This window comes from Paenibacillus sp. FSL H8-0537, from assembly GCF_038051995.1.
Classification (GTDB): Bacteria; Bacillota; Bacilli; order Paenibacillales; family Paenibacillaceae; genus Pristimantibacillus.
The window spans coordinates 669,328-687,556 of sequence record NZ_CP150290.1 but is presented as its reverse complement, the minus strand read 5'-3'; the positions used below and the strand labels follow the sequence as shown (position 1 = coordinate 687,556).

The following is an 18,229-nucleotide window of genomic DNA, read 5'->3' as shown; positions in this document are numbered from 1 at the left end:
TTGCCGATGCGCATCGGCAAGCTGCTAAATCAGGCGGTTCACCGCATTATTCGGCACGGCAAAGACGACAATCGTCCCTTGACCTGGATCACTCTGAATGTGTAGGCCTTTCCCATATAATTGTTTCAACCGTTGATTAATATTGAACAAACCGACTCCCTGCCTTTGATTCGAACGTATATCGAATATATGTTGCCGCGTTTTTGTATCCATCCCCACGCCGTTATCGGAAACAGTTACTTCAGTACGATCCTCATATTCGGCGATATGAATATGAATCATTCCGCCCGACGAACGACTCATGATGCCGTGCCGCACTGCGTTTTCGACAAGCGGTTGTATGGAAAGCGGGGGAAGCCTCAGCTCCATGTTCGCTTCGACTTCCCAAACCGTGCTCAGCCTGCCTTCGAAACGTTCATTTTCGATATATAAATAAGAACGTACGAGGGCAAGCTCCTGTCTCAGCGGAACAAGCAGCTCGGAATTTTGAAAGTTGAAGCTGGCCCGTAGATAATTACCGAATTCGTCGAGCAGTAGGCGCATTCTGTTCAGATTAACGTCGCTAAGCGCAGCTATCGCATTGAGGGTGTTGAATAAAAAGTGCGGTTTTATTTGCGCCTGCAGCCATGCCGCTTCCATACGCAGGCGTTCGCGTACGGAACGGTTCAGATCCGTTAATGCCCGCACCCGAACCTTTAACTCCATCGCATCCGCAGGCTTCACAATGTAATCGTTAGCCCCAGCCAAAAAACCGGTGGCAATATCCTCAGGGTTGTTCCGCGCGGTCAGAAGCAGAACGGGCAGTTCCGAGCTCGAATAGCGCTCACGAATAGCTCTTGTTAACTCATACCCCGACATATGAGGCATCATGACGTCAACAATAACAAGATCCCATACTCTCGTGTTCAGATGAGACAAAGCATCCTTGCCGCTCGTAACCGCAACGATGTCGAAAGATTTTCCAGCCAGAATGTTCTCCAGTATTTTCAAGTTAAGCGGATCATCGTCCACAGCCAATACCGAAGAACGCACCGATCCCTCCACAACGGCAGAATCGTCATCCGTACCGTAACGGATGTTCGAGTCGGTAGCCGCGGCGGTTTCTGCATAGACAAGCGGGAGGACTGCTGCAAAATCCGCTTCCCGTTGAACGGGCGAATCGGACAGCGCCAAAGCGAAGGTGAATGCCGAACCTTGGCCAGAGGCAGATTTCACTTCCAACGTTTCTCCGTGCAGCTCCACTAACTGTTTGCAAATGCCGAGGCCCAGTCCGATTCCACCCCCGGGCGCCGCCGTCATACCTGAGTCGCCTTGCTCGTAAGGGTTAAAGATTCTTTGCAGCGTTTCCTCGTCCATGCCGACGCCCGTATCCGCAACGCTAATGTACGCCTTCCCATCTTGTGCGACCACCCGGATGGCGACAGTTCCTTCGTTGGTAAATTTGATTGCATTGTGAACGAGATTAAACAAAATTTGAATGAGTCGGTTTTCGTCGGCCATCACAGGAGGAAACTCATTCGGAATCTCATTGACCAGCCGGATCGGTTTACTAACGGTCATGAAGCGAAGCATGTCGAATACGCCGGAAGCGATCGCCTGCACCTGAACGGTCTGCATGTGCAGACGGATGTTACTCTCCTTGAGACGAGTCAAATCAAGCAGGTCATTTAACATAAACGACATGCGCCGACCGACCGTCATTACCAGCTCCAAATTTTGGACACTCTCGCGGCTCAATGAATGTTTTTCGCTGTCAAGGACGGTTTGCGCCATATTAAGCATTCCGTGCAAGGGATTTCGCAATTCATGGGATGTGTTGGCCAGAAAATCGTCCTTCTGTTTGTCTGCCATTTTTAATTGCTCGTTTAGTTTGGCGTTTTCTTGGGAATTGCGAAAGTACTGATTAATCCAGTACGCGGAAAAACTGACAATAGCCACTAGAACGTCAAACGGGAAGTACACGTTTATTACTTTCAAGTGAGCATTAATCAGTCCCCATGCGGAGCTGGATAATATGCTCATGGTAGCAAGCAGCAGGAAGATGGCACCGGGCTGATTTCTGGCTATAAGTTTGCCAATCAGATAGATAACCCAAGCCATTGGAAACCAATAAAGCAGTCTGAATATTTTAAATTCGATTAGATAATAAATGAGCGGGGGCGGCATGACCAATATAAATCCTGAATACAAAGCCAGAACAATGGTGTACGTACGGAACAAAACCGTGTTTGTTCGGAGCTTGGCAAAAATTCCGGTAATTAGTAGAAAAAAAAAGGGGAGCCACGAGTAAGAGAGTAATTTAATTTTCAGTGCCCATGCATAATTGATAAAAGGCATACATACCAGCAGCAGGCTGTCGTTATCAGACACAATCGTAATCCCGGAGGTCAAAAGCAGCATAAAGAAGGCAAGCAACCCTTTTTGCCAACTGAGAAAGTATAACATCACGGTGTACAAGCCAAGAAACATCAGTACCACGAAGGTCATAATCTGAAAGCCAATAGAGATCCATCGTTCGGTATTAATGGCCGTATCCGACCCAAAGCGGATGTCTCTGACAATACCGCCATTAAGCGGATTATCAAAATTGGCCACGCGTACGAGCAGCTCGATCTCATTCACTCCGTTTGCCTTATAAAGTGGGGTATAAGAAATCCGGCGGGGCTTATATGTATCCGCTTGCTCCGTCGGTTGGCCGACTCCTGCTATCTGTCCGTTGAATTCAACAACTGAAGAGGCTTGAATTTCCTGAATCCAGAATTCGAAGGACTGCTGCGGCAAAGGGTCGACCAGAATGCGCAGCCGGTACGTACCGTATCCAAACGAGGACTTTGAATCTGCTGGTAAAGCGCTTCGCCAATCTCCCGGAACCATGATATTACGCTTGTTCAGGGATTTCCAATCCTTGTTTGTATGCGTGACGAATGCTTCCGGATAAAAATCCCACTCACCGTCCAGCGTGATGGAACGGGAGTTGGCGAAGTCCCAGCCGCGCAGATCGAGCACGCCTTGAACCGCACGAGGATGCTCAGGCGTAAGGAAAAACCCGGACCAAAGCCACCGGATGCCAAGAAGTATAGAGAGAAACAGGATGAACGTCACAGCATATTTCAGGGCGGTTTTGTTTTTTATCCAAATCATATAGAGCTCACTCCCAACGATTCGCCGTTCAGTTCTGCCAAGTGCTTGAAAATGCTAAGTCCCGGTCCGATAGCTTTCATACTTCGACAAGAACAGCGGGAATCCCTTGTTCCATAAATCGGGTGATTAGGCATATTAGCCAGTGTTGTGACTATTTCACCTCCGAGAAATGTAATGTTCTAAACTCTCGGTGCGTTTTTACAGATGTAGCGTTACCGCTGTTTGTAGTAATTACTTATAGTGCGTTCGTGAACTAGGATGCGACTGCCCGTCGCACAAAAAGAGGAGGCAGTTAGCCCCCTCTTAATCCTTAATACTAGTCGATCAACTTCGTAGCTTTCAGCAATCTTTCAACCATAACCGCCGTTTCCGCGCGCGTCATCGCCGCTTTCGGGTTCAACTGCTGTTTGCCGATCCCTTGCAGGATGCCAGCCTTAATCAGTTGGGCCGCGGACTCCCGGGCATACCCGGAGATTTGGTCCATATCGCTATAAGGAGCAAGAAGCTGATTGATTTCCAGTGAGCTCAGCGCTTCTTGCGGCTGAACAATATGAAGGGAGCGGGCGATCATAGCGATGCCTTGCTCTCTTGTAATCCGTTCACTGCCGTGGAAAGCACCGTCATCAAAGCCTTTAATAACGCCAAATTCGCTGGCAATCGTTACGGCATCGTGGTACCAACTCGATGGTGCTACGTCGCTATAAGGCGTGCCGGATACACCTTCGCGCATTAAACCAAGTCCGCTTGCCACAATCGTGGCAAATTCCGAACGGTCAATACTGCGATTCGGGGAGAAGGTATTGTTGCCTGTACCTGCAAGCTGCAGTCTGGCTGCAATATTGTTGATGCTCGCCTGTGCCCAGTGGCTCTTCACGTCATCGAAATTTTGCGGATTCCAGATAACCGAGTAGCTACCCTGGCTGCGCAGGTCGTTGATCATTGCAAAGTAACGGTTGTTGATTTTCGTGACGACTGTCGGTACATGGAACACGGTACCGTCCGGATTAACAATGACGCCGGTCGTAATTTTGTTCGGATCAATGCCTTCAGGCAAAGCGATATAGCGCGGCGCGTAGCCCTTCAATTGATCCGGCTTAACGGTTTGGTTGTTATACGTGAAGCTAAGCGATAAATCGACCGGATTGACGAGCAGATCGTAGCCATCTTTGGTCGCTTGCTCTTTTGCTGCGGCTTTTAATGCGTCAGACGATCTCTTGATATCCAAATCGACTGCAATTTCGCCAAGCGGCGCGCCGTTCCATTGTTTAGTGATCGAACCCAGATCCAGTTGTGTGCTTGGAATCGGATAAATAGCAAGCAGGTTCTCGATGTTCAGCGTGGAGCCGGTATCGGACAACTGCTTCAGGGTGGCTGCGGTCAAACCTGCAACCTTGATGTCACCCTCGCCAGGCACAAGCACATTCAACTGCTGTCCGTCGCCTTTGGAGAGATGAGCCGTTAGTTTATCTCGATCAATCACAACGGTCGTCACGTTGTTTGCCGTTGTGCCAGTAGCGAAGCTGCTGTCCTCATTGTTAACGGTTGTTTTCACGCCCGATGCCGGAGTAGGAGCCGGAGTGGATGTAGGTGCAGGTGTCGAACCTCCGGTGGAACCGGAGCCGCCACTAGGGGCGCGCGTCACCGTTATAATGTACGTTTGCGTCGTGCCGTCCTGAGTCATCAGGACCACCTTGATCGTGTTGATGCCTACGCTCAGCGGCAGGGAATCGGAAGCGACGCCACTTGTCAAGTTAATCGGACCTTGTACCAACATGCCTTCGCTATTGTACACGCTCGCCGTCACCGTAGAATAAACAGCATCAAATTCCATTGCCGTCACTGTCGTGTCGCTCACGCTGTTCGGCACACTTGTCGTATAGTTTGTGGTGTCTGCCGCAAATGCCGGGCTTAACGTGCCGCTCGACAGCGTCAAATCTTTCAACTCTGAAACCCCAATATATTTTATGGCTGTGATATTGTTGCTAATGACCCCTGAATTATACTCGACAATAACTCCCGGATCAAAATATCCGCTGCTGCTGCCGTGTGTATTATTCACAGCTAAGTAACCAATTTTATTACTAGTCGTGTCTAGCAGAAGTGTAAGATGGTCATACGCTCCATTTGGCACAAACTCATTCGATGTATCAAGACCTGTTGGCTGACTGTTAGATATATATCTTGTAGCGCTATAACTAGAAGTGTTCCAATTAGGTGCTGTAGTATTAGTAGCGCCTATAAAGGTTAAAAAGCTCCAATTTCCCCTAAAGGCACTTTTAAATTCTTTAAACATACTAGCAATCGCAAAAATTTCTTGTGGATTGTTTGCTTTTGGCTCTAAAAGATGACCGCTATTGTTCGTTGCAACCGTCACAGCATCTTTAAAAGTCATGGTAGTAGCCTGTCTTTGCACATATACAAAATGACGCCCATTGTAGGTACGCACAGATGTTTTTCCATCGGTCAATGGTGCCCCTGGCGCTACATTTACTGTTACACTTTGGGTTTGCCCCACAGCTTTGGTAAATGTCAAATTTTGAATAACAACCAGAATATCTTCATAAGTAATACCATTTGAAAAATTGAATACTCTATTTACAGATGAAGATTGATCAGTCACAATGCCACTGATTTTTATGCCATTAATCAACTCGGTGATACCACTTGGAAGAGCTCCAACAGCAATAGAACCATTATTTACTGCCACAGTAAAGTATCCGCCTGCTCCATTCACGACACCTGTGCTTCCAAATGTAGCATTTGATAGCTGATAGGTGGTTTCGGTTACACTAATAGGAGTACCAAGATCAAGTGTAGATGTTGCAGCGGCTTTTACTTCTAACGGATGAAGTGGCACCATTGTCCATACCATAATAATTGCTATTAGAACAGATAACATTCCTCGATTTTTTAATTTCATATTTTGTGTATACCTGCTAACGAAAGCATATAGAAATTCTATATTTGCACATTTCTTTCAGTTAAGCAGGGTTCTCCTTTCTTCTTGAAAAATTTGTCTATCCCTATCTAACTCAGGCACGTTTGCTCACACTGAAGTAAAACAATCTTTCTTTTTCTATTCCGCTTCCCCCCACCCTGTCCCATAGGGATTCCAAGGCCCTTGATCCTATATCTTGATATCATTCACTTACTTTCGACAGGGGTGATCGTAACAAAAGGGGCTTTACAGGATCTCTACACCTGCTTTATTTGCTGTTTTCGCTCACGTGCTAATGAAATACTTGAAATTAACCCCGAATTATCAAGGTAATTCAACCGACTGAGACTACTTCTAATTGGACATGGCTGCTCGGACAGATCTAATCATCCATTACCAAAATTCCGATAGTATTGGTATAACAAGTCGAATCTTGCCAAAAAACAATGCATACATGTTATGGAGCGTGAAATACATGAAGATCATGCTGGTGGATGACGAAGCGCTGGTGTTAAACCAGATTCGGCGAATGCTGTCGGGATATCCCGGTATTTCGGTGGTCGGCTCGTTTGGAAATGCGCGAGAGGCTATTATGCGAATGCCGGAACTTCAGCCAGACGTCGTATTTTTCGATATTCACTTGCCGGAAATATCGGGAATCAAAGCGGTAGAACTGGCACAGGAGGCTTGTCCGGGAGTTGATATTATATTTATAACGGCATATAGCGAGTATGCTGTCCAAGCTTTTGAGCTGAATGCGGTCGATTATTTGCTTAAACCGTTGTATCAAGCACGCTTGGATCAAACGATAACGCGGCTGATGCAAAAAAGAATGCATAAAGAAGATATGCGCTCAATACCGCCTTCTCGCATTCTATGTTTTCGGTCTCTCCGTTTTCAGAGAAGTGGCGGGTCTCCGGAAATACCGAAATGGCGTACGGCAAAAACGCAGACTCTGTTTGCTTACCTGCTACACCAACGCGGCAATATCGTCCTCAAGGAAACACTTTTGGAACTGCTGTGGCCGGAGCTTGATGTTAAACAGGCGGCGAATCAATTGTACACATCGATTTATCACATTAGACAGTGCTTGAAGCAAATGGGAATTGATGCCCCGATCCAAAATAGGACTATGCAAGAAGGCTACATACTCGACACAAGCCGAATTCGGATTGACGTGGATGAATGGGAAAACGGTTTGCGCCAGGTGAGCGGCTTAAATTTGTCCGAAAGTCACTCCAAGCTTCAGCGATTGCTTTCGCTTTATGAAGGGGACTATTTACCAGAGATCGGTTATGGGTGGGTAGAGGACGAACGCGAAAGACTACGGAAGCTATGGAAACAGAATGCCCTATCGTTAGCCCGATACTATGAGAAAGCCATGATGCTGGAGGAAGCGCTGACGATGTACGAACGGATTCAGGATACGGACCCTTATAACGAAGAGGACGGGCTTGCGCTGATGAAGCTGTATACGGCAAGCGGAAGGCACAAAGAAGCGGAGAGGCACTACCATAAGATGGATCATCTATTTACAAACGAGCTGCGGATCGGCTTGACAGAAAAGCTGGTAGACTGGTTCGAACAAACGAGAAAAAAATTGCCCCCTTGGCGCAATGAGGAAACAGAAATTGGATAACCTCACGCTTAAAGGCGAGGGATTTTTAGTATCACTATAAATCTATGTTGTTGACTCTCCCGTTTTATGGACCATACAAGGGATGAGACCGCTGTCCCGCGTTAGGTTGTGAATCAAGTGGCATCGCATGCGCGTGCAAACTTACCTTGATACTCATGGACACAAAGCAAAGGAGTACATCGTCACATGAGCGATTAATCGCGAAAAAAGCGCTTGATCGTCCAGCTAGGAACAATCAAGCGCTTTTTTGATATTTCAATAATTTCAAAACAACTAAAACATATGAGCTGTCCCATCGCAGCATTAAGTAGTTCGATTAAACCCATCAGCCGCTTCGGTGCGAAGCTCCCGCAACTGCTTCAGATTCGTTACGTTGCCGACGACCAGAAAATCGTGCGGCGTTTGCACACCTTTGGACGTGTCCAGTCCGATAACGTTCTGACCTGGTGCCAGCAAATTCGTCGTATTGAAAAAGTCCAAGCCTGGCAAATGAAGATCGATTGCAGGGAATTGAAGTTGTCCTTTCAAGTATTCGTAAAACCTAGGATAGGTGTCCGTACAACCAAAGTCTATAATATAACAAGGCTCCCCCTGCAAATCAACCGTAAATTCGTACGGATCGACGGAAATGTGCAACCCGATTACGTCCTCCGCACTTAGCGTCAACGGCACGGGCCCTTTATGAAGCCAGATCTTAATATTAACGCTGCCATGGGGGGAGTATGATTCCGAAAACTTTGAATGTTGGCTCCACTTCGAAAGCGCATTCCCCTCAAACTTAAGCGTAATTCCGCCTTTCTGCAACGTCATATTGATGGGATTATCGTGCATGCTAATTTGCAGCCCGTCATAGCTGTGACTTTCAAAGAAGCTTTCCCCACTTTTTCCAACGGAAATTATATTTTGGTTTTTCCGCAGTACAGCGAATATCCCGCCTCCGCTAATCGGATTGGATAGCTCGACCGAAAAACCGGAAGCCTTCAGTTGAGGCATTAAAAACGATTGCGTAACTAACTTGTTGGACAAAATGATGCTAGCCGTATAACCTTTCGGAATCGGATGTACGGCCTTATCGCCCGGCTGAAACGAAGGAGATGGATTGCCAGGCGGGCAGCCGCTTTCTTTCGTCTGAATGTACAAACTAAGAACCCCATCGTTCTTGTCCCCCGTCGAAGTAAACACGAACGACTTTGGCGTCAGAATGGTTTTGCCGGATGCCGGTTGCTTGTTGTTAATCGAAGACAGCGCATAATCGATCCCCTGAATATTCGTTTGAAAGTAGTCTTTCAATACAGGCAAGAAGTAAGTGATCAAAATATCGTGGTCCTTCGGATACGGCGGCGGAACGATTTGATACAAGGTTCCCCTCTCCGAATTGAAATGCACAATAATATGATTGTCGTGTGAATTGCCGTCACTGAACGTCACGACATCGTCATGCTCGATGACTTCGCCGGTGTCTCCCTTGATCGCCACGAGTGGAACGATGGCTTGCACGCTGTAAGTGCCTCCCGGAATCGGAATCGTTCTAGTCACGGCTTCCTCATTAATTATCCAAACGGTGCTGCCTTCATCGATGGGCATTGTCAGCGTCGCAAAACCGGAACGCCCGGCAATGAAGCTGATAACGGGCGAAGCAAATTTGATGTCGTATTGGATGGTATACTTCTTTCCGTCAATCGGATGTTCCCGCTCCGTTTTCAGCATGACTTCCCTGGCGAGTCTCCCCGCTTCATACTGTGATTTCAAAAACACGTTCAACTGACGGACGTCGTATGAACAAACGATGTCCCAGCCGTGGGTGGTCGGCTTGCCTTCCATTTTTCCAACAAGATCCTTCATTTCCAGATAATTCGTTGTCATAGGCAAACAGTCTCCATTTCGAGGATTAGGTATGGAAAGAATAGCAGGTGCCATGAAATTCAAGCGTCACTTCCTTCAACTGGCTTAAATCAATGCGGCTTCGAAAGGATTTGTCGACTTCTATTTTCCACGTCGTATATGGGCCGTACAACGCATAAGGCGTTTTCTCTCCGTGAAGGGACTCGCCGAAGTTACCATCAATGACGACGCTGGCAGTAGCGTTCATGTCGTACTGGAAAGGGACTTCCCTTTTATCGTGGTGAAAATTGTAGATGGCATTGTCTCTTGAAATCAATTGTTCCTGTCCGGAATGCGTAATATTCAGCAAAACCTCGCTATTAGGCGCACCCGGCTTCGCTTTGGCACCGTTTAGAAAACAGCGTACCTTAGTAATCCGCACGTCAGCCAAGCCGGCGAACGGGCTTTTTGTATCCGCCTCATGTTTTTGGAGCGGTATGCTGACCATCGCTTCATAATTCTTTTTCATGAAGTCCAGTTGATGCGGAGTAAGCTTGAACGAAATGCCCTTTTGCTGATTGGCGGGAAAATGGGAGCAGTTCGTTCCGAAATGACCAACAGCGTCTTTGTAAAGTCCAAGAATTTTATTTTGTGCGCCCAACAATCCGGCATAAGTGACCTCCTTGACGCTTCCGCCCAGCACGTCGCTTAATTGTGTATGCTCAAGTGCCCAGAAGTTATAGGCGCGGGTCGTCAAATAAAGCATCTCGAATATTTGGGCGATCGCATCGAAATACATGCGGGAGACAAAACCCGTATATTCGGGATAAACTTCCGTCATCTTCTCGATCATGACCTGATTATACCGTTTAATAGTATTTTCCAGTTCCTGCTGCTCGTTGATCGTCTGAAGCAAGAGTAAGGCGCTTGCATTATAGGTCATAATATGACCGTTTCTATCAATGACCGTCTTTACATAGTCGCGCAGCGCCTCACTTAACGCAGAACTGTCAATTTGCTCCGACACTTGGTGAAGCAAGCCTTCAATCGCTTCCATGTCGCCAATCAGCTTCGCCGCTCCGGGATCGTCCGGCTGCAGCGAGCCGCCGGGCATGGTGCTGTAACCTTCCTTTAAGCTCTGAAAATCTAGTGTTATCGTACTAATCCGATTGACCATATAGGCTTTATTGATGGAAACGTCGTCGATCCCCGTTACTTTCGTTATTCCATCAAAAGCGATTTTGGAGCCGTGCACCATCCACATCAGGGAAGACTTCGGTGCAAATGCGATCGAACCAAGCGAGGAGAAAATATTATCCCAGTTCCAGTCAAAGTATTCTTCTAGACTCGCCCTGAAGCCTTCTATTTTCTCCTCGACCAATGCTTTCTTTTGGGTAATATAAGGCTTATAATTTTCAATCGTTCTGGCGGTATCTCCGAGCATGGCAACAAGTCTATTTCTTTTAGCCTTATGGCTTCTTACCGTAAACTCCGCCTGGCGTCTGGCCGCAGCCAGTGCAGATTTTGCCCGATTGACGTCTTGGAGCGATTCCAGCTGCAACACATATTCTTTTTGAATCGTTTTAAAATTGGCAATAAGCGCATCAAGCTGCTCCCGGCAAAAATCGAATGAAACGACTGGCACATAATTGTACTTGTATCCATAATAATCAAGCCCCTGTGACAATCTGTTCAAATACAGCACGGTTTTGTCATGCAAATCTTTGAAAATATGAACACTTCCTGCCGCGGCTACGTGCTGCTCGTACTTCGACCACAGCTTTTCTAGCGTGCTGCCCGCCTTTACCTGTTCAAACGGCGACGTTTTTTGCTGCAATCTTCTGAAGTAGATCATTGTTTCCGAAATGGCCTCACGGTCCGATGGCTCCAGGCAGAAATAACGCAAGCGGGCTTTCTCAAACAGCATTTGACATTGAACGGGATGTATCCAAGGAAAAAAGAATTCCTCTTGCATATTTTCCATTTGCGCTGCGCTGCTGACAGGCATGATGTGAACCATTCCGCGCGCTCCGTTTTTTCCGTTATTCCCGTTGACAAGGCCTTCGCCATAGGCACCGTACATCCCTCCGGATATGTCCGTGCTTGCCAGCGCTTGGCTCTTCCATCCATCTGCAAGCACGATCAGACGGGAGGCCATCTCCTTTATAACAGCATTGGCCGTTTCCGCCGAAGCGGCGTCCTTTAGCTTCTGTCGGAAAGGTTCAAGCGGCGCGGCGTCCCGATTTCTCTCCAAAAAGCCGTTCAGCTTCTCGATTTTGTCCTCTTTATCCTCATTGTGGAAAATATTCCTTAGTTCAGCCACTAGTTTTAAATACGGATGGCCATAGAGAAGCCTGACCTTTCCGCCGGACCCGCCGTTGCCTCCATCCCCTCCTTTTGCTTTCGAAGACGATCCATTTCCTCCATTACCGCCGCTGGCATTCACCATAAAATGGGGCACATTAACGGCTGCATTCTCAATAAACAAACTCAAATCGCCGCCGTCTGCTCCACCCATGTCGTCGGTACCTTCAACCGTCGTGGAGCCGGGCTTGCCTTGCAAATCAAATGTCGCTTCCCCAAGCGTCGACATCTGGCTGGCCGAAAGAATGCCGTGTGACAGCTTAAACGCCCCGCTTAAGGTAAACTGCTCGGCGTACAGGTACACTTTGTTATGATAGCCACCAAATTTGGTGCCCTCGCCGATAGCAACATTGTCCTCGGTGCTCAAGTAAATAATTGAATCATCCCGAATCAATACTTGATTTTCCTTTTGAATTTGCGACAGCAATACGTAATCTTCATGATTTTGTTGCAAGTGTCTACCATTGCTCATTGGCAATCCTCGCTCCCGCAGCCGTTCACGCTATTTGAGGTGAACTATTCTAGCTCTTTTTTCTTTTGCTCTCTTTTCCGCTTCTTTATGTTCTTTTTGCTTTTCTTTAAGATCCTTTAAGTGTTCAAGTTCTTCTCGTTTCTTTTCCTCGCTCTTCTTCTCCAGGTCCCTGGCTTTCCTCTTTAAATCGAAAATTTCTTTTTCAAGCCGTTTCTTCCGGTCAAGCAACTCGTGGTCGTCCACCCTTCGTTCGAGCTCCTGTTGAATTTGCTTCGCGTCTTCGAATCTTTTCTGCAATTCCTGCATTGTCGTTTCCATTCGGCTCGTGTCTGCAACCAGTTCCCGTTGCGTTTCACTGATTCTTTCAGATAACAGGTGAGTTTGCTCAGCCAACACGCGACTATGAAGGAGTTCACCGAGATAGGAGCCTTCTGCCGAACCCTCCGTAATTCGCTTAAAAATATCACTGCTGATGGTTTCCTGCACAAGTTGAACCAGCTTGTACGGATACTCTTTGGCAAGCTCGCTGTGTCGTTCATCGCCGGTGCTGATGAGCAATTCCAACACTTTCAAATTGATGTGGTCCAGCAGTTCACATTGAAACGCATTGCCGTTCATTTCAGCTACCCAATCCTGCGCACGTCTGGACAAAGCGTCTTTCTGGTTAAGCTGTCTGTCCACATAATCCTTTATGAACGCATTTGTTTCGCTCTCCAGCCTTTCCCACTGAATCGCTTTGGACAGTTCCTTCAGTTGTTCCGCCATGTTATCCTGCCGTTTGCTTTCGTAAAACACGGTAAAGTCCACATGCAGACGCCTTGCTGCGTCTTGCTCCCTGGTCAGATCAGCAAGCGGTCTGACCTTCGTTATCGCTATGCCCGAATCGGGATAAAACTTACCGAATGAATGGGTTTTGGAATAGATGTCCGCGATTTCCCGGTATTTTTCCAAGCTTGGGACGAGACTGTGCAGCCAAGTTGATAACATGTTGCCCAAAGGGTTGGTTGGTCTCAGGAGCCTATATTTGCCGATATCTTTTGACACTACGTCCCATAAGCCAGATTTGATGTAGGTTTCGCTCCCATCTTTGTAATCAATAATGATTTCCCTTTGATTTTCAATCAAATTTTGCAAATCTCCACCGCCGTTATCGCATAAAATCACTACCCCGTCCCGATAAGGAGCACGAACGGGGTCTGCCTGCAACGGCGAGCCAAACGCCGGAGAAATAATCAAATCGGGGTGAATATCGAATCCGGGAGGAGCTTTAATATCAAGGCAAGTACGGAACGAAATAACGACGTCTCTTCCGCTGTCCATCAATCGCTTGACCAAAACGGCCTCTTCTTTCGCACCGATCTGCACCTCAAAGTCACTGGGCCAATTATCCAAGGTGCTTACCGACATTTTGTCCCACTCGATGAATTCGCCGGTGCCAGTCGCAATCATACAACCTCTATTCACGCCAATTTTTTTACCGGACTCGTTCACTTGCCCCGTGTTTACAGCCACGGTACCCACACACAACAAAACACCCCTCGCAACGTTTTTCGCTTGCTTCACAATCTCATCTCTTATTTGCTCATAATCGAATCGTTCGATTGGAATCAACCGGTTGGTGTCCCCGTTAAGGGAAAACTCAGGCAATGTCGCAATTTTCAATACGTTAGGATCCCCATCAATAAATCCTGTCTTGTGCAAATGTTCGAAATACTTGTCGGGATTACCTGGCTTGAGTACGGCTGCTGCGTAAGAATGATAGGGCTTGAACGCTAGGGTGTTCGGCCCTTTTGGTGTAAGCGATTTCTTAATTAAATGAGATAACAACCTTTCTCACCACGCTCTCGGTATGCTTAGTAGTTTTTTTTGATCTCATTCACAAGTTTGTTAATATTATCAAGAATACCATCTTGCTTTCGCGCATTCTATTATCCGAACGTAGCAAAACAGTCGAATTCGGGTATACTTTCGTTCTCCTCACAGGCAAAAAAAACAAGCTCTCTCCTAAGAGAAAACTTGTCTGTTTATAATCATCAGGTTTTTTTCATGTAGCTGTTAACGAGCTGCGTTCGATTTCTGACATTCAACTTCCGAAATACAGCGGTCAAATGCTTCTTGACCGTTACTTCTGAAATACACAGGTCCGCCGCTATTTCTTGATTCGTATAACCTTTTGCCAGCAGAACCACTACTTCTTTCTCCCGCTCGGACAGCATCCCCATCCCATCATCCTGTTGCTTGGCATGATCTAAAAGACCGAAGGACGTGATCATTTTGTTCAAATAATCCTGCAGCTTATCCCCCCTCGTATCAAGAACGTAATAGGGCGTAGGCGTGTTAGGGTCATAATCGTAATGTGCAACGTTCTTCACCTCCTCACACCCCAAGCTAAGATGGAACTCCTTTAAGAAGGGGAGCTCCGTAGGGCCAGTCGTCACGACGTAACCAGAAGATATAAGCAGTGAGACGAACGCTAGCCCCGCAGTTGTACGTACCGCCTCGTCCTCAAAATCAGACACATCGATCGATTTCACAAAATAACCCGCAATATGTTCATTCGGCACCCGGAGTTCCTTTAGCTTATGGTCCGGCAAATTTTGGAAATAACTGGAGGACAGCGGATGAGTTAGCAAGTAGTTAAGCGTCCCTGTATGAATCGGAATGATTGCCGTCAGACCGCGTATAGCCCCATCCTGATCTCTCATTAGCTTAACAATGCCAGGATCGAGCTCGTAAAGCTCTTGAAGATGAATATGCTTAATCGGATACAGGCCTTCTTCTTTAGAAAGCATATACTCGAACCTCTCCCCCGTGTCCTGGTTCTGGAGAGGAAGGACAACTTCCCTCAGATTGATGCGACGATTGTCCAAATACTGCTCTGCCTCCGCCCAATTGGACGGACTGAGCGGCTCCATGAGAAGCGGAGTCAATTTCTGAAAACAGAGACTGCGAACGACATGGTCGCCGATATAATAGTACCATTCGACGGCCTCCCATGTAATCGTCTTTCTCTTGGACGGGTTAGTCATCCTGCTGTGGTAATACATGATGCATCGCTTCCATAACCAGTCGTAATGTTCAGGCTGGCGCAAACGCAGTCCATTGCTGATAGCATCCCGCATTAAATCATGGAGGATCCAGCCCCTATCCACTCTCCGAATGAAGGAAAGTCCAACCAGCCTTTGGAATACATCCGTCTTTACCTTCCGATCCAATATATCAGAGAGCAGTTCCTGGTTAAAATGCCGCAGCACAGCTACCGTTTCTACGAGCTCCCTAAGATTGACGTCCGGAACCTCCTTTAACCAAATGCTCAGAATATGCTCGAATACTTCGATTTCATCTACCAATGCCAATCCCTGAATGTCCTGAAGCATCGTCGTCGAGACAATCAAGGACAAGGAGAGGGGATGTCCTTTCGTCTTCATCCAAATCTGTTTGATCATCGGCTCCTGAGAAATGCCCGAGCGCTCCAGATATTGCTTAACGGAGATATAATCCAGATCGCCAATGGGCATTCTGTGTATCCATTGGCGCCATGCTGGAGAACTGAGCCATAAACCTTGCAAGGGGAATCTACCCGCGATGATAAGCAGGATTTTCGGGTGCAATTGTGGGAGAAATGCTTCTCTCAGCCAGTACTCCATATCCCCCATATCCTCGAATGTATCAAAGGCGAGGACAAGCTTCTGATTCGCCGCCTTTTCCCTCAGGATGTCATGGCATAGCTCTAGAAGGGCCTGCGGCTCGGCAATCTGCTGCAGCTGCTTCATCGGATAGCCGAGTATTCGCAGCAATTGCGTGCAGAAGTCCTGCGGTGTATGAGAGAAGCCCCGGCTGTCCAGCAGCAGAAAGACGGCATTCGCATTCACCGCCAGACGACGGAATTCATCGATTAAATAGCTCTTTCCTACGCCGCCGGTACCATAGAGATTCAATAACCGTCCCTGTTGTCCGCCGTCTATCAATTGGTGTAAGAAATACTGAATTTCAATGTCCCGCCCTACCAAATAATGCCGTTCCAGTTGGTCAATCTGGACAGCTATGCGTTCCTCGGAATCGCCTACCTTCACCTTGCTATCATACATAGAGTACACCCACCCTCGAATTACATCATTTTAAAAATGAAGGACAAGATCGTTACAACAGAATAGGTCATTCAGCCTTCTATAAATGAAACGGGCAGGGTCATTTTGCAAAATGCAGCCATCACATGAATACACCACATAGTATCGATTATGACATCTCCTATTATATACTTACATTTATAATCATATTTCTAAATAAAATTGTTGTTGGGTAGAAGGGTAAATCGTCCATAAGAACGCAATCGGCTTCCATCATGCTCGTCACTGACTCTATAAAACCTGAATCCTCTACTTCTCCTCCCTATTATTTGTGCGAAATTTCGGTTACTCGGTATTTCCCATTGCAAAATACAGCTCTATTAGGCTTAATTAAAATTAATAATGAGTTTATTACATCCGAGGAAGAAATAATGAAATTTATCCAACAAATAAACAACAGAAGTGATTGAATCGTTCCTGATACAAATAATGCTGCAACGCCAGGTACTACCGATAATAGGATAAAGGGCAGGCTCATAAAGAGCCAAAATCTTGTTTTGGACAACGTTGCATTCGTATGGAGCCAAAAGAATATTCCCTTGAATGTTAAACTAATATCACCTTTAGTGTATATAACGAGAATATGAATAACTTCATGAATGATAAACACGAGAACGATTATTGGAATAATAGGGACATTCGCAACAAAAGCAAACCCTCTCTCAAAAGCCATAGGTGCCAGCAATAAAATGGCCATCATCAGATAAACAAATTTCATATAATGCTCTCGGAACCAATCATTATGAATGAATGGCCTCCATTCTGATTCATCCATAGACTTATACGGTAAGTGTCGAAACCAATGAATCATATCTACTATTTCCTTTCTATTCTCAAGTAAATGGAAGTAATTTCTCAGCACCTTTTGTTTGCTGTCAGGCAATAGATGGAGCCACGCAAAAACGATATTATCGTCACTATGCCAACGGAGGAACAGAATAACCAAAGATGCTTGGATCAAAAAAAGCGACATTAACATCTCGTGAATAAGTGTTGTCCTCAGCCGAATCATGCAGGTACTCCCAGACTATATTGCGAATCCCCCCGCACCCACATACCAATCCGGAGGATTACAAAGACGCACAGCTCTCAAAATGGACGTAAACCACTCACTGTTACGAATGATCTCTTCAAATTGCTGTCTATATATTTGCTCCGCCATTGGCACGCACCCTTGGGTCTTTAATGGATTTTTACGGCAAAGCTAAAGACCGCTATATAAAAGCCTCATAAGGCTCTGTAAATTGTAATGTCGATGCCCGACTCTGTTTGCAGTCCTTCCCCAACGAGTACATCCCCATTCAAATAATCCAAGGCTTTGCTGTTTGTAATTATGCGGGGAGAAGTACGAAACAACACATTCTTCGGACTCTTGTGGATGTCCCCATTATTTTCGATGTATATTTCGCAAGCCTGGCCTGTATGATCCGTTCCCTGAAGCAGATATCTTGCCGATAAGCTGTGACGATCACCAAAACGCCCAATAATTTGGGTATCCACCGCACCCTCAAGGACACTCCCCTCGAAATACTTGCCTGTCACATGGCCTGTAAAAGAAATCATGACTACTGAATCTCCATCGTCATTCCGCAGGTTGATCGTTTTCCCTATTACAACATGCACGATGAGCACTTCTTCCCATTTCACGTGATGCACCCCATTTTTTAACATCGTTACTTTCATTTGGTCGCAAAAAAGCGCTTGATCGTTCAGTGAAGAACGACTAG

Annotated in this window: 9 protein-coding genes; 1 reads left to right on the top strand and 8 read right to left on the bottom strand. The window is 46.6% G+C overall.

The genetic code is table 11. From position 1 onward, the window contains the following. Positions 1 to 24: 24 nt before the first annotated feature. Entirely contained in the window at positions 25 to 3,141 is a 3,117-nt protein-coding gene (locus MHB80_RS02855) for an ATP-binding protein (protein ID WP_341280748.1), read from the bottom strand. Between the two features lie 316 nt (positions 3,142 to 3,457). Next, positions 3,458 to 6,061 (bottom strand): S-layer homology domain-containing protein, encoded by a 2,604-nt coding sequence (locus MHB80_RS02850; protein ID WP_341280747.1) that lies wholly within the window; start codon positions 6,059 to 6,061, stop codon positions 3,458 to 3,460. A gap of 493 nt (positions 6,062 to 6,554) precedes the next feature. On the opposite strand from MHB80_RS02850, the gene MHB80_RS02845 reads away from it, so the two are divergent. Next, positions 6,555 to 7,718 carry a response regulator gene (locus MHB80_RS02845; RefSeq protein WP_341280746.1) on the top strand — a complete coding sequence of 388 codons (1,164 nt, stop codon included), beginning with the start codon at positions 6,555 to 6,557 and terminating at the stop codon, positions 7,716 to 7,718. Positions 7,719 to 8,021: 303 nt separating this feature from the next. Here MHB80_RS02845 and MHB80_RS02840 read toward each other — a convergent pair whose 3' ends face one another. From MHB80_RS02840 to MHB80_RS02815, 6 genes are all read right to left on the bottom strand, one after another. Continuing rightward, positions 8,022 to 9,581, bottom strand: a complete 1,560-nt coding sequence (locus MHB80_RS02840) for a hypothetical protein (RefSeq protein ID WP_341280745.1) — start codon at positions 9,579 to 9,581, stop codon at positions 8,022 to 8,024. Between the two features lie 25 nt (positions 9,582 to 9,606). Continuing rightward, entirely contained in the window at positions 9,607 to 12,375 is a 2,769-nt protein-coding gene (locus MHB80_RS02835) for a hypothetical protein (protein WP_341280744.1), read from the bottom strand. 30 nt (positions 12,376 to 12,405) lie between these two features. After that, complete coding sequence (locus MHB80_RS02830) at positions 12,406 to 14,202, bottom strand: hypothetical protein (protein WP_341280743.1); 1,797 nt, start codon at positions 14,200 to 14,202, stop codon at positions 12,406 to 12,408. A gap of 206 nt (positions 14,203 to 14,408) precedes the next feature. Beyond that, positions 14,409 to 16,463, bottom strand: a complete 2,055-nt coding sequence (locus MHB80_RS02825; RefSeq protein WP_341280742.1) for a LuxR C-terminal-related transcriptional regulator — start codon at positions 16,461 to 16,463, stop codon at positions 14,409 to 14,411. 304 nt (positions 16,464 to 16,767) lie between these two features. Further along, positions 16,768 to 17,277 carry a DUF3267 domain-containing protein gene (locus tag MHB80_RS02820; RefSeq protein WP_341282842.1) on the bottom strand — a complete coding sequence of 170 codons (510 nt, stop codon included), beginning with the start codon at positions 17,275 to 17,277 and terminating at the stop codon, positions 16,768 to 16,770. Positions 17,278 to 17,729: 452 nt separating this feature from the next. Then, positions 17,730 to 18,149 (bottom strand): DUF3237 family protein, encoded by a 420-nt coding sequence (locus MHB80_RS02815; RefSeq protein ID WP_341280741.1) that lies wholly within the window; start codon positions 18,147 to 18,149, stop codon positions 17,730 to 17,732. Between the last annotated feature and the right edge of the window lie 80 nt (positions 18,150 to 18,229).